This window comes from Escherichia sp. MOD1-EC6162 (genome assembly GCF_002965125.1).
Classification (GTDB): domain Bacteria; phylum Pseudomonadota; class Gammaproteobacteria; order Enterobacterales; family Enterobacteriaceae; genus Escherichia; species Escherichia marmotae.
On the sequence record NZ_PTSB01000002.1, the window covers coordinates 275214 to 293514 of the forward strand.

21 protein-coding genes are annotated in these 18301 nt (G+C 48.5%); 10 read left to right on the forward strand and 11 right to left on the reverse strand.

The genetic code is table 11. From position 1 onward, the window contains the following. Positions 1–48 precede the first annotated feature (48 nt). The 4 genes from kdgA to A9587_RS24615 form a co-directional block, all read right to left on the reverse strand. Positions 49–690 (reverse strand): bifunctional 4-hydroxy-2-oxoglutarate aldolase/2-dehydro-3-deoxy-phosphogluconate aldolase, encoded by a 642-nt coding sequence (gene kdgA / locus A9587_RS03480; protein WP_000800529.1) that lies wholly within the window; start codon positions 688–690, stop codon positions 49–51. Positions 691–727: 37 nt separating this feature from the next. Then, complete coding sequence (gene edd / locus A9587_RS03485) at positions 728–2539, reverse strand: phosphogluconate dehydratase (protein WP_001516259.1); 1812 nt, start codon at positions 2537–2539, stop codon at positions 728–730. A gap of 234 nt (positions 2540–2773) precedes the next feature. Further along, a complete protein-coding gene (zwf, locus tag A9587_RS03490) occupies positions 2774–4249 on the reverse strand; it encodes a glucose-6-phosphate dehydrogenase (RefSeq protein ID WP_000301721.1) in 1476 nt (491 codons plus the stop codon). 15 nt (positions 4250–4264) lie between these two features. Continuing rightward, complete coding sequence (locus tag A9587_RS24615; RefSeq protein ID WP_000155615.1) at positions 4265–4564, reverse strand: hypothetical protein; 300 nt, start codon at positions 4562–4564, stop codon at positions 4265–4267. A gap of 22 nt (positions 4565–4586) precedes the next feature. On the opposite strand from A9587_RS24615, the gene hexR reads away from it, so the two are divergent. Then, positions 4587–5456, forward strand: a complete 870-nt coding sequence (gene hexR, locus A9587_RS03500; protein WP_001056699.1) for a DNA-binding transcriptional regulator HexR — start codon at positions 4587–4589, stop codon at positions 5454–5456. 126 nt (positions 5457–5582) lie between these two features. Beyond that, a complete protein-coding gene (gene pyk / locus A9587_RS03505; protein WP_000091161.1) occupies positions 5583–7025 on the forward strand; it encodes a pyruvate kinase in 1443 nt (480 codons plus the stop codon). A gap of 154 nt (positions 7026–7179) precedes the next feature. Here pyk and lpxM read toward each other — a convergent pair whose 3' ends face one another. From lpxM to znuA, 3 genes are all read right to left on the reverse strand, one after another. Then, on the reverse strand, positions 7180–8151 hold the full coding sequence (gene lpxM / locus A9587_RS03510) for a lauroyl-Kdo(2)-lipid IV(A) myristoyltransferase (RefSeq protein WP_001516257.1): 972 nt from the start codon (positions 8149–8151) through the stop codon (positions 7180–7182). A gap of 118 nt (positions 8152–8269) precedes the next feature. Beyond that, the gene (gene mepM / locus A9587_RS03515) at positions 8270–9592 is read right to left on the reverse strand and encodes a murein DD-endopeptidase MepM (RefSeq protein ID WP_001184055.1); all 1323 of its coding nucleotides are present in this window, start codon (positions 9590–9592) and stop codon (positions 8270–8272) included. Positions 9593–9607: 15 nt separating this feature from the next. Continuing rightward, entirely contained in the window at positions 9608–10540 is a 933-nt protein-coding gene (gene znuA, locus A9587_RS03520) for a zinc ABC transporter substrate-binding protein ZnuA (protein WP_024191867.1), read from the reverse strand. 78 nt (positions 10541–10618) lie between these two features. On the opposite strand from znuA, the gene znuC reads away from it, so the two are divergent. Both znuC and znuB read left to right on the forward strand, forming a co-directional pair. Next, on the forward strand, positions 10619–11374 hold the full coding sequence (znuC, locus tag A9587_RS03525; protein ID WP_001516255.1) for a zinc ABC transporter ATP-binding protein ZnuC: 756 nt from the start codon (positions 10619–10621) through the stop codon (positions 11372–11374). Beyond that, positions 11371–12156: a zinc ABC transporter permease subunit ZnuB gene (gene znuB / locus A9587_RS03530; RefSeq protein ID WP_000571466.1), complete on the forward strand. Its 786-nt coding sequence runs from the start codon at positions 11371–11373 to the stop codon at positions 12154–12156. The genes znuC and znuB overlap by 4 nt, the downstream gene beginning before the upstream one ends. 836 nt (positions 12157–12992) lie before the next feature. On the opposite strand, the gene A9587_RS03535 is transcribed toward znuB, so the two are convergent. The 3 genes from A9587_RS03535 to A9587_RS03545 all read right to left on the reverse strand — a co-directional run bounded on the left by A9587_RS03535 (position 12993) and on the right by A9587_RS03545 (position 14555). Beyond that, a complete protein-coding gene (locus A9587_RS03535; protein ID WP_001516253.1) occupies positions 12993–13439 on the reverse strand; it encodes a YcgN family cysteine cluster protein in 447 nt (148 codons plus the stop codon). 91 nt (positions 13440–13530) lie between these two features. After that, on the reverse strand, positions 13531–14190 hold the full coding sequence (locus A9587_RS03540; protein WP_000284291.1) for a fumarylacetoacetate hydrolase family protein: 660 nt from the start codon (positions 14188–14190) through the stop codon (positions 13531–13533). Positions 14191–14261: 71 nt separating this feature from the next. After that, positions 14262–14555: a YcgL domain-containing protein gene (locus A9587_RS03545; protein WP_001516252.1), complete on the reverse strand. Its 294-nt coding sequence runs from the start codon at positions 14553–14555 to the stop codon at positions 14262–14264. Positions 14556–14683: 128 nt separating this feature from the next. On the opposite strand from A9587_RS03545, the gene minC reads away from it, so the two are divergent. The 6 genes from minC to A9587_RS03570 all read left to right on the forward strand — a co-directional run bounded on the left by minC (position 14684) and on the right by A9587_RS03570 (position 17618). Then, positions 14684–15379: a septum site-determining protein MinC gene (minC, locus tag A9587_RS03550; RefSeq protein ID WP_001516251.1), complete on the forward strand. Its 696-nt coding sequence runs from the start codon at positions 14684–14686 to the stop codon at positions 15377–15379. Positions 15380–15402: 23 nt separating this feature from the next. Further along, entirely contained in the window at positions 15403–16215 is an 813-nt protein-coding gene (minD, locus tag A9587_RS03555) for a septum site-determining protein MinD (RefSeq protein WP_000101053.1), read from the forward strand. Between the two features lie 3 nt (positions 16216–16218). Then, positions 16219–16485, forward strand: a complete 267-nt coding sequence (minE, locus tag A9587_RS03560; RefSeq protein ID WP_001185664.1) for a cell division topological specificity factor MinE — start codon at positions 16219–16221, stop codon at positions 16483–16485. A gap of 283 nt (positions 16486–16768) precedes the next feature. Continuing rightward, the gene (locus tag A9587_RS25615) at positions 16769–16918 is read left to right on the forward strand and encodes a hypothetical protein (RefSeq protein ID WP_372340132.1); all 150 of its coding nucleotides are present in this window, start codon (positions 16769–16771) and stop codon (positions 16916–16918) included. 16 nt (positions 16919–16934) lie between these two features. Beyond that, positions 16935–17279 carry a YMGG-like glycine zipper-containing protein gene (locus A9587_RS03565; protein ID WP_000726984.1) on the forward strand — a complete coding sequence of 115 codons (345 nt, stop codon included), beginning with the start codon at positions 16935–16937 and terminating at the stop codon, positions 17277–17279. Between the two features lie 3 nt (positions 17280–17282). Next, positions 17283–17618, forward strand: a complete 336-nt coding sequence (locus A9587_RS03570; RefSeq protein ID WP_000979974.1) for a YmgD family protein — start codon at positions 17283–17285, stop codon at positions 17616–17618. A gap of 307 nt (positions 17619–17925) precedes the next feature. Here the strand turns inward: A9587_RS03570 and ymgF are convergent, their stop codons facing one another. Beyond that, the gene (gene ymgF / locus A9587_RS03575) at positions 17926–18144 is read right to left on the reverse strand and encodes a cell division-associated protein YmgF (protein WP_001065870.1); all 219 of its coding nucleotides are present in this window, start codon (positions 18142–18144) and stop codon (positions 17926–17928) included. Positions 18145–18301 lie beyond the last annotated feature (157 nt).

Genomic DNA, 18301 nt, shown 5'->3' on the forward strand with positions numbered 1-18301 from the left:
AGAAACACGCTGCAAAAATGCCCGATCATGGATCGGGCATTTTGACTTTTACAGCTTCGCGCCTTCTACTGCTTCACGTGCCAGCTTAGTGATGCGGTCGTAATCGCCTGCTTCCAGCGCATCCGCCGGAACCAGCCATGAACCACCGATACACAGCACGCTTTTCAGCGCCAGGTAGTCACGGTAGTTAGCCGGAGAAATACCACCAGTCGGGCAGAAACGAACCTGGGAGAACGGGCCTGCGATCGCCTGCAGTGCTTTCACGCCGCCATTAGCTTCCGCCGGGAAGAATTTGAACTCTTTCAGGCCGTAGTCCATACCCAGCATCAGTTCAGAAACAGTGCTGATACCTGGAATCAGAGGAATGGAGCCTTCAGTCGCTGCTTTCAGCAGTGGTTCAGTCAGACCCGGGCTAATAGCGAACTGTGCGCCTGCTTCGGTCACTTCTGCCAGTTGCTGTGGGTTCAGCACAGTACCAGCACCCACAATCGCTTCCGGTACTTCTTTGGCGATTGCACGGATAGCATCAACTGCACACTCGGTACGCAAAGTCACTTCCAGAACGCGCACGCCACCAGCAACCAACGCTTTTGCCATTGGCACCGCGTGTTCCAGTTTGTTTACCACAATAACCGGTACAACCGGGCCAGTGGTCAGGATTGATTCTGCACTTGTTTTCCAGTTTTTCATCAGAGTTTTCTCTCGCCTGATTACAAATTTTGTCGTCTTAAAAAGTGATACAGGTTGCGCCCTGTTCGGCACCGGACAGTTTTTCACGCAAGGCGCCGAATAATTCACGTCCTGTTCCTACGCGTGACGCGCTCAGGTCAGGAATGTGTGGTTCGCGAGCAGCCAGTTCCGCTTCGTCTACCAGCAACGTCAGTTCGCCTGTCTGTCCATTCACACGAATGATGTCTCCATCGCGCACTTTCGCCAGTAACCCGCCATCGTAGGCTTCTGGTGTTACGTGGATAGCTGACGGCACTTTACCTGAAGCACCGGAGAGGCGTCCATCGGTAACTAACGCAATTTTGAAACGCCGGTCCAATAATACACCAAGTGGCGGCATGAGTTTATGTAATTCTGGCATTCCGTTCGCTTTTGGCCCCTGATGACGAACAACAACCACACAATCACGGTCCAGCAAACCCGCTTCAAAGGCTGGCATAACGTCATGCTGGCTCTCGAAAACAACCGCAGGCGCTTCAATTACCTGGTTTTCAACGGGTACAGCGGAGGTTTTCATAACCGCACGGCCCAGGTTACCGCTTAACACTTTTGTCCCACCATGATGAGAGAAAGGTTGTTCGAAGGAAGCGATCACATTGCTGTCGAGCGATTTTTCTGCACCTTCTCGCCAGTCCAGCTCACCGTTATTCAGCCACGGCTCGAGGGTATAACGAGAAAGACCAAAACCCGCTACCGTATTCACATCTTCATGCAGCAGACCCGCCTTGAGCAGTTCACGCACCAGCACCGGTACGCCTCCCGCCGCCTGGAAGTGATTAATATCGGCCGGGCCGTTCGGGTAGAGACGCGCCATCAGCGGTACGACATCAGAAAGATCAGAGAAGTCATCCCAGTTAATCTGAATACCCGCCGCACGCGCCATCGCCACCAGGTGCATTGTATGGTTAGTGGAACCACCTGTTGCCAGCAGCGCCACGATACCGTTCACCACCACTTTCTCATCGATCATCTTACCGATTGGCATCCATTCATTACCATTGCCGGTCATGCGTGTAACCTGGCGCGCAGCGGCTGCAGTTAATGCATCACGCAGTGGAGAGTCCGGATGAACAAAAGAAGAGCCTGGCAACTGCATCCCCATAAATTCAACCACCATCTGATTGGTGTTGGCTGTACCGTAAAAAGTACACGTACCCGGCGCATGATAAGACGCGGCTTCTGACTCCAGCAGCGCCATACGATCCACTTTTCCTTCAGCATAAAGCTGGCGAATGCGAACTTTCTCTTTGTTTGGCAAACCACTTGCCATCGGGCCTGATGGCACAAATACCGCAGGCAGATGACCGAACGACAGTGCAGCCATCGTCAGCCCTGGGACAATCTTGTCGCACACGCCGAGGAACAGCGCGCCATCAAACATGTTATGAGACAGCCCCACCGCCGCCGACATGGCAATCACTTCGCGGCTTAACAGCGACAGCTCCATTCCGTCCTGCCCCTGGGTGACACCATCGCACATCGCCGGAACACCCCCCGCCACCTGGCCGACCGCGTTAGCTTCATGCAGTGCTTTACGAATGATCTCTGGATAATGTTCATAAGGCTGGTGGGCAGAGAGCATGTCGTTGTAGGAGGTGATAATGGCGATATTGTTACGCAACATGCTTTTCAGGGAGGCTTTGTCTTCTGGCTGGCAAGCGGCGAAACCGTGTGCCAGATTACCGCATGCCAACTGCGAACGATGAACGGTCGAGGTTTTCGCTTGTTCGATCCGGGCGAGATAAGCAGAACGAGTCGCGCGCGAACGTTCAATAATTCGATTTGTTACGCGTAACAATTGTGGATTCATAAAGGCTCCTGAAATTGAGTTGTCAGAGCAGGGTGATTCACAATGCGTTTCACTCAAGAAAAATATGACTGAAACGCCTGTAACCGGAGCTCATAGGGCAGAAACGTTTCAGTGAGTGTAATAAAAAAAGCCTCGTGGGTGAATCCACACGAGGCTCAAAAGTGTAAAAATTACTCTACAATCTGTGCAAGATCATGTTACCGGTAAAATAACCCGTAAGGATAAGTCGAGATATTACTCAAACTCATTCCAGGAGCGACCGTCACGGGTAATCATCGCCACCGAGGCAACCGGGCCCCAGGTTCCGGCCTGATACGGTTTCGGCGCATCGTTGTCCATCGCCCATGCTTCAGTAATGGAATCTACCCATTTCCACGCTTCTTCCACTTCATCGCGACGCACAAACAACGCCTGAATACCGCGCATCGTTTCCAGCAACAGACGCTCATAAGCATCAGCCAGATGCGTCTGATTAAAGGTTTCTGAATAGCTCAGATCCAGTTTGGTGATTTGCAGATTATGTTTGTGATCAAGACCAGGGACTTTATTCAACACCTGGATATCCACGCCCTCATCGGGTTGCAGACGAATAGTCAGTTTGTTCTGCGGCAGATCCTGCCACGACTCTTTGAACAGATTCAGTTCTGGTGTTTTGAAATAGACCACAACTTCAGAGCATTTTGTCGGCAGACGTTTACCTGTTCGCAGGTAGAACGGCACGCCAGCCCAACGCCAGTTATCGATGTCGACGCGGATAGCCACGAAGGTTTCCGTGTTACTGCTTTTATTCGCACCTTCTTCTTCCAGATAGCCTGGTACTTTTTTGCCCTGAGCGAAGCCTGCGGTGTATTGCCCGCGTACTGTTTTTTCACGCACATTGGTGCGGTCAATTCGACGCAATGACTTCAGTACTTTCACTTTTTCATCACGGATGCTGTCGGCGCTCAGGTCGGACGGCGGAGACATCGCAATCATGCAAAGAATTTGCAGCAGGTGGTTCTGGATCATATCGCGCATCTGACCGGCTTTATCAAAATACCCCCAGCGCCCTTCGATTCCGACCTCTTCTGCCACCGTGATCTCAACATGATCAATGGTGCGATTGTCCCAGTTGTTCACAAACAGAGAGTTAGCAAAACGCAGCGCCAGCAGGTTCAGTACCGTTTCTTTACCCAGATAGTGGTCGATACGGTAAACCTGGCACTCCTCGAAATATTCGCCTACCTGATCGTTAATTTCACGCGAAGTCGCCAGTGATGTTCCCAGCGGTTTTTCCATGACCACGCGAGCAGGTTTAGCATTCAGTTTTGCCTCACCCAGCCCTTTGCAGATCGCACCAAAGGTGCTTGGTGGCATGGCAAAGTAGTTAATGGTGATACGATTTTTTTGATCCAGCATCGCGCCAAGGCGGTTGAATGCGGCCGTGTCATTGACATCAAGATTACAAAAATCCAGACGCGCACTCAGGGTATCCCACAGACCTTCATCAATGGTTTCTTTCATGAAGGTTTCAAGCGCCTCGCGGACAACTTTGGTATATGCCGCTTTATCCCAGTCAGCACGCCCTACGCCGATAATCCGGGTGTCCGGGTTGAGCTGACCGGCTTTTTCCAGTTGATACAGGGAAGGCAGCAATTTACGACGCGCAAGGTCGCCTTTCGCGCCGAAAATGACCAGGTCACAGGCCTGGGCTGTTTGCGTTACCGCCATGTCATTCTCCTTAAGTTAACTAACCCGGTACTTAAGCCTGGGTATATTTGTAATTTTCTTACGGTGCACTGTACTGCTTTTACGGGCTTGCGAAAACTGTAAACGCTTATCCACCCGTGCGATTACAGCAAAAGCGCGCAAAGTGCGGCAAAACTGATAAAAAAACCATCGTTTTCCATTGGGTAAAAATCTGACACTGATCATGTTATGAAAAAAAATAACAACTTTTTTATCTGCTTTTGTCATTAACCCAGCACACAGGCGTAATATCTGACAAAACTGCATTTCGATTTCTTTCAGTGCGGAAATCGTCATTACCCGTGAGTCTCTTTACATCATGAATATGCTGGAAAAAATCCAGTCTCAACTGGAACATTTGAGCAAATCAGAACGCAAAGTTGCCGAGGTCATTCTTGCTTCGCCCGACAACGCGATCCATTCGAGTATTGCTGCTCTGGCGCTGGAAGCCAATGTTAGCGAGCCGACGGTGAATCGTTTCTGTCGCAGCATGGACACTCGCGGTTTTCCTGATTTTAAACTGCATCTGGCGCAAAGTCTGGCGAATGGCACTCCTTATGTTAATCGCAACGTCAATGAAGATGACAGCGTTGAATCATACACAGGGAAAATATTTGAGTCGGCAATGGCTACTCTTGATCACGTCCGTCACTCGCTGGATAAATCCGCCGTCAATCGTGCCGTTGATCTCCTCACCCAGGCGAAGAAAATTGCCTTTTTTGGATTAGGTTCTTCCGCTGCCGTTGCCCACGATGCGATGAATAAGTTTTTTCGCTTCAATGTTCCGGTGATCTACTCGGACGATATCGTACTGCAACGAATGAGTTGTATGAATTGTAGTGATGGTGACGTCGTTGTGCTGATTTCCCACACCGGCAGAACAAAAAATCTGGTTGAACTGGCGCAACTGGCGCGAGAAAACGACGCAATGGTGATTGCCCTCACCTCAGCGGGAACGCCACTCGCCCGGGAAGCAACGCTGGCAATTACCCTCGATGTACCGGAAGATACTGACATTTATATGCCCATGGTCTCTCGACTTGCACAGTTGACCGTGATAGATGTGCTGGCAACAGGATTTACTTTGCGACGCGGAACAAAATTCAGAGATAACTTGAAGCGGGTCAAGGAAGCTCTCAAGGAATCGCGTTTTGATAAGCAGTTACTTAATTTAAGTGACGATCGCTGAAACGATAGTCACTGTTCTATCCTTATACGACATTCGCATGTGTTTAATTTAGAACCGTTATCGTTTTAATTTATGCGAATTTCATGTTCAAGCAACACCTTGTTGTTTCAGTCAACGGAGTATTACATGTCCAGAAGGCTTCGCAGAACCAAAATCGTTACCACGTTAGGCCCGGCTACTGATCGCGATAATAATCTTGAAAAAGTTATCGCTGCCGGCGCAAACGTTGTACGTATGAACTTTTCTCACGGCTCGCCTGAAGATCACAAAATGCGCGCAGATAAAGTTCGTGAAATTGCCGCAAAACTGGGGCGTCATGTGGCTATTCTGGGTGACCTTCAGGGGCCAAAGATTCGTGTATCTACCTTTAAAGAAGGTAAGGTGTTCCTCAACATTGGGGACAAATTCCTGCTGGATGCTAACCTGGGTAAAGGTGAAGGCGATAAAGAAAAAGTCGGTATCGACTATAAAGGTCTGCCTGCTGACGTCGTGCCTGGCGACATCCTGCTGCTGGACGACGGTCGCGTACAGTTAAAAGTGCTGGAAGTTCAGGGCATGAAAGTGTTCACCGAAGTCACTGTCGGTGGCCCTCTCTCTAACAATAAAGGGATCAACAAACTCGGCGGCGGTCTGTCGGCTGAAGCACTGACCGAAAAAGATAAAGCTGATATTCAGACTGCAGCACTGATTGGCGTGGATTATCTGGCAGTTTCCTTCCCGCGCTGTGGCGAAGATCTGAACTATGCCCGCCGTCTGGCACGCGACGCAGGTTGTGATGCGAAAATTGTCGCCAAGGTTGAACGTGCGGAAGCCGTTTGCAGCCAGGATGCAATGGACGACATTATCCTCGCCTCTGACGTGGTGATGGTCGCACGCGGTGACCTCGGCGTTGAAATTGGCGATCCGGAACTGGTCGGCATTCAGAAGGCGTTGATCCGTCGTGCGCGCCAGCTTAACCGTGCGGTAATTACAGCGACCCAGATGATGGAGTCAATGATCACCAACCCGATGCCAACCCGTGCAGAAGTTATGGACGTGGCAAACGCCGTGCTGGATGGTACTGATGCCGTGATGCTGTCTGCGGAAACCGCTGCGGGCCAATACCCTTCAGAAACAGTTGCTGCGATGGCGCGCGTTTGCCTGGGGGCTGAAAAAATCCCGAGCATTAACGTTTCTAAACACCGTCTGGACGTTCAGTTCGATAATGTGGAAGAAGCAATCGCCATGTCCGCGATGTATGCAGCTAACCACCTGAAAGGGGTTACCGCTATCATCACCATGACCGAGTCTGGTCGTACCGCGCTGATGACCTCCCGTATCAGTTCCGGTCTGCCAATTTTCGCCATGTCTCGTCATGAGCGTACCCTGAACCTGACTGCACTTTATCGTGGTGTCACGCCGGTCTATTTTGACAGTGCAAGTGATGGCGTAGTTGCGGCCAGCGAAGCGGTAAATCTGCTGCGCGATAAAGGCTATCTGATGTCCGGCGACCTGGTCATCGTCACCCAGGGCGACGTAATGAGTACCGTGGGTTCTACCAATACCACGCGTATTTTAACTGTTGAGTAAGTAAGTTGCCGGATGCGGCGTAAACGCCCTGTCCGGCCTACAACACCTTGATAATTCAAAAGATTACAAATCGTCTGTAGGCTCGATAAAATTACTCATCAGGCAAACTTGAACTTATCAACTAACGGAAGCCTCTCCTCGTGAGAGGCTTTTTTTATTTGATGGGATAAAGATCTTTACGTTTATACGGCTGGATTTCACCAGGCTTCCGGGTCTTGAGCAATTTTAAAATCCAGGTGTATTGTTCTGGTCGCGGACCAACAAAAATCTCGACTTCTTCATTCATCCGCCGCGCAATCGTATGATCATCCGCTTCTGACAAGTCGTCCATCGGCGGGCGCACCTGAATCGTCAAACGGTGCGTCTTGCCATCATAAATCGGAAACAGCGGTACGACGCGCGCACGACACACTTTCATCAAACGACCAATCGCGGGCAGCGTCGCTTTATAGGTTGCAAAGAAATCAACAAATTCGCTGTGCTCCGGGCCATGATCCTGATCGGGCAAATAATAGCCCCAGTAGCCCTGACGAACCGACTGGATGAACGGTTTAATGCCATCATTTCTCGCGTGAAGACGTCCGCCAAAACGACGACGCACGGTGTTCCAGACATAATCAAAAACTGGATTGCCCTGATTATGGAACATTGCCGCCATTTTCTGTCCTTGCGAGGCCATCAGCATGGCGGGGATATCCACTGCCCAGCCGTGCGGCACCAGAAAGATCACTTTCTCGTTGTTACGCCGCATCTCTTCGATGATCTCCAGCCCCTGCCAGTCGACGCGCGGCTGAATTTTCTCCGGCCCACGTATCGCCAGTTCCGCCATCATCGCCATCGCCTGGGGCGCTGTGGCAAACATCTCATCAACAATCGCTTCGCGTTCGGCTTCGCTACGTTCCGGAAAACAGAGGGACAGGTTGATCAACGCACGACGGCGCGAGCTTTTTCCCAGTCGTCCGGCAAAACGCCCGAGTCGCGCCAGAATGGGATCGCGGAATTTCGGAGGTGTTAAAGCAATACCGGCCATCGCCGCCACGCCCAACCAGGCTCCCCAGTAGCGCGGATGGCGAAAGGATTTATCAAACTCAGGAATGTATTCACTATTATTTTTTTTCGTTTCCATGCTTTTCCAGTTTCGGATAAGGCAAAAATCAATCTGCTGATAGTGTAGCGGCGCAATTTGCCCCGCACCAAATAAAAAAGCCGGTACTGACTGCGTACCGGCTGCGAATGGATGTTAATTAATCAAACAGTAGCTGCGGCACAATCTCTTTGGCCTGCGCCAGGAACTCGCGACGATCGGAACCTGTCAGCCCTTCGGTACGCGGCAGTTTCGCCGTCAGCGGGTTTACGGCCTGCTGGTTGATCCATACTTCATAGTGCAGGTGTGGTCCGGTTGAACGCCCGGTGTTACCGGATAGCGCGATACGATCGCCACGTTTCACCTTCTGCCCCGGTTTCACCAGAATCTTACGCAAGTGCATATAACGCGTGGTATAGCTACGACCATGACGGATCGCAACATAATAACCTGCAGCGCCACTGCGTTTGGCTACCACCACTTCACCGTCACCCACCGAAAGCACCGGTGTACCCTGTGGCATCGCGAAATCAACACCTCTGTGTGGTGCAACACGACCAGTTACCGGGTTCAGACGACGCGGGTTAAAGTTAGACGAGATGCGGAACTGTTTCGCCGTCGGGAATCGCAAGAAACCTTTCGCCAGGCCAGTACCGTTACGGTCATAGAACTTGCCATCTTCAGCGCGGATTGCGTAATAATCTTTGCCTTCAGAACGCAAACGCACGCCCAGCAACTGGCTTTGCTCACGTTTGCCATCAAGCATTTCACGCGACATTAATACAGCAAATTCATCGCCTTTTTTCACCTTCCGAAAGTCCATCTGCCACTGTAGCGCTTTGATCACTGCGCTCACTTCAGCGCTGGTCAAACCAGCATTTCTGGCGCTGGCAACAAAGCTCGACCCAACAGTGCCTTTCAGTAGATTATTAACCCACTCCCCTTGCTGCATTTCGCTGGTCATTTTAAAACCATTAGCAGCAGTGCGATCATAGGTACGGGTTTCGCGGCGAGAAACTTCCCAGGTCAGACGCTGTAAATCGCCCTCTGCGGTTAATGTCCAGGAGAGTTGTTGACCAATTTTCAGGTTACGCAGATCTTTATCCGCAGCAGCCAGTTGGGTGATATCACCCATCTCAATACCATATTGATTGAGGATGCTACTTAGCGTATCGCCTGTGGAAACGACATATTCATGCACACCCGCTTCACCAGCGGTTTTGTCGTCCAGTTCGTCCTGCGGAATGGCTTCATCTTCTTGTGCGGTTTGATCAATCGGTTCACTGGCTTCAGGTAAGAGTGAACGGATTTCGTTCTGTTCCAGCTCAATTGTTTTGACAATTGGCGTGGCGTCGCGGTGGTAAACATAGGGCCGCCAGACAGCGACGGCCAGGGTAAGAACGGTGAGCGACCCCAGCATAACGCGGTGTGGTCGCGGTAAATTATTAAACGCCAGGGCGACAGAGCGGGCTATCTGTTGCACGTAATCACTTCCTCATTAATCTCCTTTCAGGCAGCTCGCATACTGGTTGGCTAATTGATTCAGAAACTCTGAATAACTTGTTTTACCCAGTTTGATATTCGTCCCAAGGGGATCCAACGTTCCCATACGAACGGATGTCCCTCGTGCGACGCTTTCAACGACCGCTGGCCTGAACTGTGGCTCAGCAAAAACGCAGGTTGCTTTTTGCTCAACCAACTGTGTTCTTATTTGATGTAAACGCTGCGCGCCCGGTTGAATCTCTGGGTTAACGGTAAAATGACCAAGCGGTGTCAGTCCGAATTGTTTTTCGAAGTAGCCATAAGCATCATGAAAAACGAAATAACCTTTTCCCTTGAGCGGCGCGAGCTCATTACCAACCTGTTTATCGGTTGCAACTAATTGTGCCTCAAAATCCTTCAGGTTGGCGTCAAGTTTGGCTCGACTTTGCGGCATAAGTTCCACTAATTTTCCATGGATTGCAACCGCTGTAGCCCGCGCTATCTCTGGGGAAAGCCAAAGATGCATGTTGAAATCGCCGTGATGGTGATCTTCGTCACTTTTTTCCGCGTGGTTATGATCATCATCATCGTCGTGAATACTTTTCATCAGCAGCGGTTTTACATTCTCAAGCTGCGCAATCGTTACCTGTTTCTTCTCTGGTAATTTGCTCACCGGCTTTTGCATAAACGCTTCCATCTCCGGGCCAACCCAAACGACTAAGTCCGCGTTCTGTAAGCGTTTTACATCCGATGGACGCAGTGAATAATCGTGTTCAGAAGCACCATCCGGAAGTAATACCTCGGTCTCTGTTACCCCATCAGCAATGGCGGAAGCGATGAATCCGACAGGTTTAAGCGAAGCAACAACGGCGGCATTTGCGGCCTGTGTTGCGCCCCCCCAGAGAGCAGCGGATAATGCTGCGAAAAGAAGCGTTTTTTTATGTAACATAATGCGACCAATCATCGTAATGAATATGAGAAGTGTGATATTATAACATTTCATGACTACTGCAAGACTAAAATTAACATGACAAGTCTGGTTTCCCTGGAAAATGTTTCGGTCTCTTTTGGCCAACGCCGCGTCCTCTCTGATGTGTCGCTGGAACTTAAACCTGGAAAAATTTTGACCTTACTTGGGCCGAACGGTGCCGGTAAGTCGACGCTAGTGCGGGTTGTGCTCGGACTGGTAACACCTGATGAAGGTGTTATCAAGCGCCACGGAAAACTGCGCATCGGATATGTGCCGCAGAAGCTGTATCTCGACACCACGTTGCCACTAACTGTAAACCGTTTCTTACGCTTACGCCCCAGTACACATAAAGAAGACATTCTGCCTGCACTGAAACGCGTTCAGGCCGGGCATCTGATTGACGCGCCAATGCAAAAGCTCTCTGGTGGTGAAACGCAGCGTGTATTGTTGGCACGCGCGTTGTTAAATCAACCGCAATTATTAGTGCTGGATGAACCTACTCAGGGCGTGGATGTGAATGGTCAGGTTGCGCTGTACGACCTTATTGACCAACTGCGCCGCGAACTGGATTGCGGCGTTTTAATGGTGTCTCACGATCTGCATCTGGTGATGGCCAAAACCGATGAAGTACTTTGTCTGAATCATCACATCTGTTGTTCCGGCACACCGGAAGTCGTTTCCCTGCATCCGGAATTTATTTCGATGTTCGGACCTCGGGGTGCTGAACAGCTAGGTATCTATCGCCATCATCATAATCACCGCCACGATTTACAGGGGCGAATTATTCTGCGTCGGGGAAATGATCGCTCATGATTGAATTATTATTTCCCGGTTGGTTAGCCGGGATCATGCTGGCCTGTGCTGCAGGTCCGCTGGGTTCGTTTGTTGTCTGGCGTCGTATGTCTTATTTCGGTGACACGCTGGCTCATGCGTCTTTACTGGGAGTCGCGTTTGGTTTGTTACTGGATGTGAATCCTTTCTATGCGGTGATTGCGGTTACGCTGCTGCTGGCGGGCGGCCTGGTATGGCTGGAGAAGCGCCCACAACTTGCGATCGATACGTTATTGGGAATTATGGCGCACAGTGCATTGTCGCTGGGTCTGGTCGTCGTCAGCCTGATGTCTAACATTCGCGTTGACTTGATGGCATACCTGTTCGGTGATTTGCTGGCAGTAACACCGGAAGATCTTATCGCTATTGCGATTGGCGTGGTTATCGTGGTGGCGATTCTGTTCTGGCAATGGCGCAATTTACTGTCGATGACGATTAGCCCGGATCTGGCGTTTGTTGATGGTGTGAAATTACAGCGTGTGAAATTGTTGTTGATGCTGGTGACCGCATTGACGATTGGCGTAGCAATGAAATTTGTTGGCGCGTTGATTATTACCTCGCTGTTGATTATTCCTGCGGCTACTGCGCGCCGTTTTGCCCGCACGCCGGAACAGATGGCTGGTGTCGCTGTTGTAGTAGGAATGGTTGCTGTAACGGGCGGTTTAACATTTTCCGCGTTTTACGATACGCCAGCAGGCCCCTCGGTGGTGTTGTGTGCAGCGCTGTTGTTCATTCTCAGTATGATGAAAAAGCAGACCAGCTAAGTTGCGACTGGCACTATACAGTGCCAGTTTCATCAACCAGGCCACCACATTGCGGACATAATCAAAAAAACATACCGTTAAGAACGATCGAACAGTGAGAACATAAATCTGTATATGTTCTGAATGAGACCCGTGTTCGGGTTCGACGAATTAAACGGCTATATTAGCAAATCTCCTTTTACAGCTATTCTCCCTCTCAAAAAAGCGAAATCAGATCAAACCCCTCTCACTTGTGAGGGATATTATCGTCTCTCTGGAAAATGCCCGTACAGGCAGATACATAATCTCTGGAAACTGGTAATAAATACAGTAGTGTGGCACGGCGAAATATATGTATTAGCAGGGAAATATTTATACAAAAAATGGATAATTACCATCAAATGCAATCTTGCGATTAAAGATCATTTCACATCATCAGAAACAGAAAGCGGTATACGGATGATCAATCTTAGGCAGGCCGTTATTAATGTGCTGATAATTCAGATGGCTTTTACCAGAATAGGTAAATAACCTTATATTGAGGTTCATCTTCGTTCCTCACTTGATGGCAAGAAATAACAAAGGTGGTAAACGGCATGCACCTGGCTCATTTGGTGCTAACTGAAACAACATTCTAAAAAGAGCAGCTATGTGTTTGTAACGTGTACAAATCAAGGCGCACATTTGCTTGTAGAGCACTAAGCGCAGGTCATTGCTGCACAAATGGGGCAGATTTCTGCTCAGATGGGTGTCAGACAATAATGGCAATCCACTGGCAATTCTGGATGCTAATTTCAGTTCTGATGCACCAACAATGCCCCATGCACAAAACAAGTAATCCCTTCGGTTTCAGTTGCTCACTGTGCCCAATCAGGTTTATTGAGTATATGATCCTGCCAGTCGATCACTTCTGATTCTTTCACCGCGATATGACGTACGGAGATTCGCTCACCATGCATTGCCGCTTTCGAACCGGTAATCAGTGGGTGCCACCCAGGCAATGCCTTCCCTTCCGCCAGCAACCGATAAGCACAGGTCATCGGTAGCCATTCGAATGTTGGCAGATTCTCACGGGTTAATTTAATGCAGTCAGGTTCAAACTCGAAGCGGCGTTCGTAGTTACGACATTGACAGGTTTTAATATTAAGCTGACGGCAAGCGACGTTAGTGAAGTAGATTTCGTCAGTATCTTCATCCATCAGTTTATGCAGACAGCACTGACCACAACCATCACACAACGACTCCCATTCTGCATCGCTCATTTCATCCAGGGTTTTACTTTGCCAGAAAGGTATATCGCTCATCAGGTGTTCCGCCATTACGTTAAAACGCACCTTATAACCAGTCTGGCACAGCGTTGCAAGTATTGCCGCCTCTTTCAGGCGGCAAAAAGTATTACAAAACGCGAGTTGTCAACGAATGACTACCGAAAGTGATGATCAGTTCATCACCGCTGTGTAGTGGTCCAACACCATCAGGCGTGCCTGTTAGTACAACGTCACCAGGCTTGAGGGTAAAAAACTTGCTCATATAAGCAATCAACGGAACGATTTTATGGATCATATCTGCCGTTGTACCCTGTTGACGAACGACACCATTTACACTTAAGCCTAGCGACGTATTTTGTGGATCGCCAGTGAACTCTGCAGCGGGAATAAACCCGGACAGTGGGCAAGAGTTATCAAACCCTTTAGCTTTTTCCCATGGCTGCCCGGCTTTCTTCATCTTTCCCTGAACATCACGTAATGTCAGATCGAGCGCCACACCATAACCGGCAATGGCTTTGCGTACATGCTCTTCCGTGGCCTGGCGTAGCGTCGCGCCGATCAACACCGCCAGTTCAACCTCATGATGAACCGCACCGAAATCAGAGGGGATGGCCAATGGCTGGCGCAGATCGCACAGTGCCGTTTCGGGTTTAATGAACAACACTGGCTCTTCAGGCACTTCACTCCCCATCTCTTTAATATGTTTGGCATAATTACTGCCAACACAGACCACTTTACTCACCGGATAATCCAGCAGCGCACCTTGCCAGTTGTGATGTTGATACATAACGTTCCTCTCACTTCATCGTGGTTCTTAAAACCCGCTCCGACAAATATGGTGCCACCGCCGGATATCGGTTATTTTTTAGTGCTGTCTGTATTTTTCGCCATCACAGAAAGATGTTGCTTCAGCAAATCCTCGGGAGGTGGTGGCAATTGAAGATAATAGCCATGCTCAGCTAATGCCTGTTTAACTTTCTCAATATCGGCATTTACCAGTTTCTTTCTCCCGTCCAATGGAAGAATCATCGCAAGTTGAGGTTGACCAAAACCTTTCATCAGCTCCTCTGGAACACGCGAAAAGTCGTCTTTTTTTTCAACATATAAATAGGTCTGGTCACGTTTGCTACTTCGATAGATCACACAAAACATAATTTTACTCTGAATAAATGGGGGGGTGACTTGCCTCAATATAATCCAGACTATAACATGCCTTATAGTCTTCGTAATATCATCGCACGCTGATGATGATGGTAATTAGCTAATTGAGTAAGGCCAGGATGTCAAACACGCCAATCGAGCTTAAAGGTAGCAGCTTCACCTTATCTGTGGTTCATCTGCATGAGGCAGAACCTAAGGTTATTCATCAGGCGCTGGAAGACAAAATCGCTCAGGCTCCCGCATTTTTAAAGCATGCCCCCATCGTACTCAATGTCAGTGGCCTCGAAGAACAGGTCAACTGGTCTGCAATGCATAAAGCTATCTCGGCAACGGGCTTGCGGATCATTGGTGTCAGTGGCTGCAAAAATGCGAAACTGAAAGCTGAAATCGAAAAAATGGGGTTGCCAATCCTGACTGAAGGAAAGGAAAAAGCGCCGCGTCCAGCTCCTGCCCCCCAGGCTCCTGCGAAAAATACAACGCCGGACACAAAAACGCGCTTAATAGATACCCCAGTGCGTTCCGGTCAGCGCATTTATGCGCCACAATGTGATCTGATTGTTACAAGCCATGTTAGCGCAGGGGCAGAATTGATCGCAGATGGTAACATTCATGTCTATGGCATGATGCGCGGTCGTGCGCTGGCGGGGGCAAGTGGTGATCGGGAAGCACAAATATTTTGTACGAGCCTGATGGCAGAACTGGTCTCTATCGCAGGTGAATACTGGCTGAGTGATAAAATCCCAGCAGAATTTTATGGCAAAGCGGCACGGCTGCAATTAGTCGAAAACGCTTTGACCGTTCAATCGTTAAATTGATCCCTTTTTAACAAGGAATTTTTATGGCACGCATTATTGTTGTTACTTCGGGGAAAGGGGGCGTTGGAAAGACAACCTCCAGCGCGGCCATCGCCACTGGTTTGGCCCAGAAGGGAAAGAAAACTGTCGTGATCGATTTTGATATCGGCTTGCGTAATCTCGACCTGATTATGGGTTGCGAGCGCCGAGTCGTTTACGATTTCGTCAACGTCATTCAGGGCGATGCAACGCTAAATCAGGCTTTAATTAAAGATAAGCGTACTGAAAACCTCTATATTCTTCCGGCATCACAAACTCGCGATAAAGACGCACTCACCCGCGAAGGGGTCGCCAAAGTTCTTGATGACCTAAAAGCAATGGATTTTGAGTTTATTGTTTGTGACTCACCGGCGGGTATTGAAACCGGTGCATTAATGGCGCTCTATTTCGCAGATGAAGCTATTATAACCACGAACCCGGAAGTCTCATCAGTTCGTGACTCTGACCGTATTTTAGGTATTCTGGCGTCGAAATCCCGTCGAGCAGAAAACGGTGAAGAACCGATTAAAGAGCACCTGCTATTAACGCGCTATAACCCAGGCCGCGTTAACAGAGGCGACATGTTGAGCATGGAAGACGTACTGGAGATCCTGCGCATCAAGCTCGTCGGCGTGATCCCAGAGGATCAATCAGTATTGCGCGCCTCTAACCAGGGGGAACCGGTTATTCTCGATATCAACGCCGATGCGGGTAAAGCCTATGCTGATACCGTAGAACGTCTGTTGGGAGAAGAACGCCCTTTCCGCTTCATTGAAGAAGAGAAGAAAGGTTTCCTCAAACGCTTGTTCGGAGGATAAGTTATGGCATTACTCGATTTCTTTCTCTCACGGAAGAAAAACACGGCCAATATTGCAAAAGAACGGTTGCAAATTATTGTTGCTGAACGCCGGCGCAGCGATGCAGAACCGCACTATCTGCCGCAGTTGCGTAAAGATATTCTTGATGTCATTTGTAAATACGTACAAATCGATCCCGAGATGGTGACTGTTCAGCTTGAGCAAAAAGATGGTGATATTTCCATCCTTGAGCTTAACGTGACCTTGCCGGAAGCAGAAGAGCTGAAATAAGCCGTATTAGCTCAGACCTGATCTGACAGTTACCGGTGATTTATACAGGTATCTGTCAGATTACATCCGATTTAAGTTTTCTCTGCCTGGCTACCCCCTTCCCCGCCAAACAGATTCACATTACTGCCGCCAGAAGATAATCACTTACATTACGTTTTCTGATAAATATTGTTCACATATAAATTACACAATAATATTGATATTTCAGATCACCTTACCTTTACAATACCACGTTAACATTTGATGACATTTCTTGAATAAACATTTCAAATCAATGAGTTAATTGTTATTTAAGATTATTCCCATTCAAGCAAAAACCATAATTCTTATTATACAAACCGCGCTCATTTTGAATTATCTGAATAATAGAGAGCGTTCTTTAGTTAAGCTGTTCTTAATTGAAGACGAAATTATTGTGTGTGCAACTTACTAAATACCGGACATCTAAGTTGAAGAAAAAAATACTCGCCTTAGGGCTTATCTCAGCATTGCTCTGCTCCGCGCCAGCGATGGCGGATATGAATCGCACCACGAAAGGTGCACTGTTAGGCGCAGGCGTTGGTTTACTGACTGGCAATGGTGTTAATGGCGTACTGAAAGGTGCTGCTGTGGGCGCTGGCGTTGGTGCAGTAACAGAAAAAGGCCACGATGGTAAAAATGCCCGTAAAGGCGCAAAAGTGGGTGCCGCCGTTGGCGCGGTCACTGGCGTTCTGACCGGCAATGGTCTTGAAGGCGCAATTAAAGGTGCCGTAATTGGCGGTACGGGTGGTGCAATTCTGGGTAAAATGAAATAAGGAATGATGATGAAAAAATTTGCTTTACTGGCGGGGCTGTTCGTCTTCGCACCAATGACCTGGGCTCAGGACTATAATATTAAGAATGGTTTGCCAGCAGAAACCTATATTACCTGCGCAGAAGCCAACGAAATGGCAAAAACTGACAGCGCACAGGTTGCAGATATCGTTGCGGTAATGGGTAACGCCAGCGTTACCAGCCGTGATTTAAAGATTGAGCAATCACCGGAACTGAGTGCCAAAGTGGTAGAAAAACTGAATCAGGTTTGTGCCAAAGATCCGCAAATGCTGTTAATTACCGCAATTGATGACACCATGCGTGCCATCGGTAAAAAATAATCGATAATGTAGCACCGCGCCGATTGATTCGACGCGGTGTATTTTTAGCGGGTGAACAGACTTACAGACAATACTGAAGCACTGATTATTTATTTTGGTGATTTTATTGATTTAGTTTTTTATTCTTCACAAAAACCATTTCCCTGCAATCATATTCGTATACGCGTTACTCACCGCTAAAGCAATTCCTCAAATTAAACCCGGATAGTTTTTCAGTTTTAACGATTAATTATTCAATGATTGGACTTATAAACACGCCTGATCAAATATTCTATAAGTCCAGATTATCAAAATATAATGAAAAAGATTAATGTTGATCCCTTTGACTTACAAACTTTTCTCTTAATCGGTTAAGTAAATTGATCACCAACCAAACAAGTGCATTGATTAAATTTATGGTAACCAGCACTTCTCCCAGCCAGATGCTGGGTTTGGCGACCAGGATCACCAGAATGGTGATCAGCATAAACGCGATGGAGAAGATGATATACAAAGTGAAATAATCCAGGCTATTACTATTGTTCATGCTACTGACGGCGATCCTGAAAACAATTTCAGATAATTATAGCAAACAAAATAATGAACAATAGTAACAAGACGCAACGAGCTAATTATCTGTCTACAATTGCACCACCACAGAGTCTTTTTGATCATTTTTTAGCCAGACATCATCATACTACGTG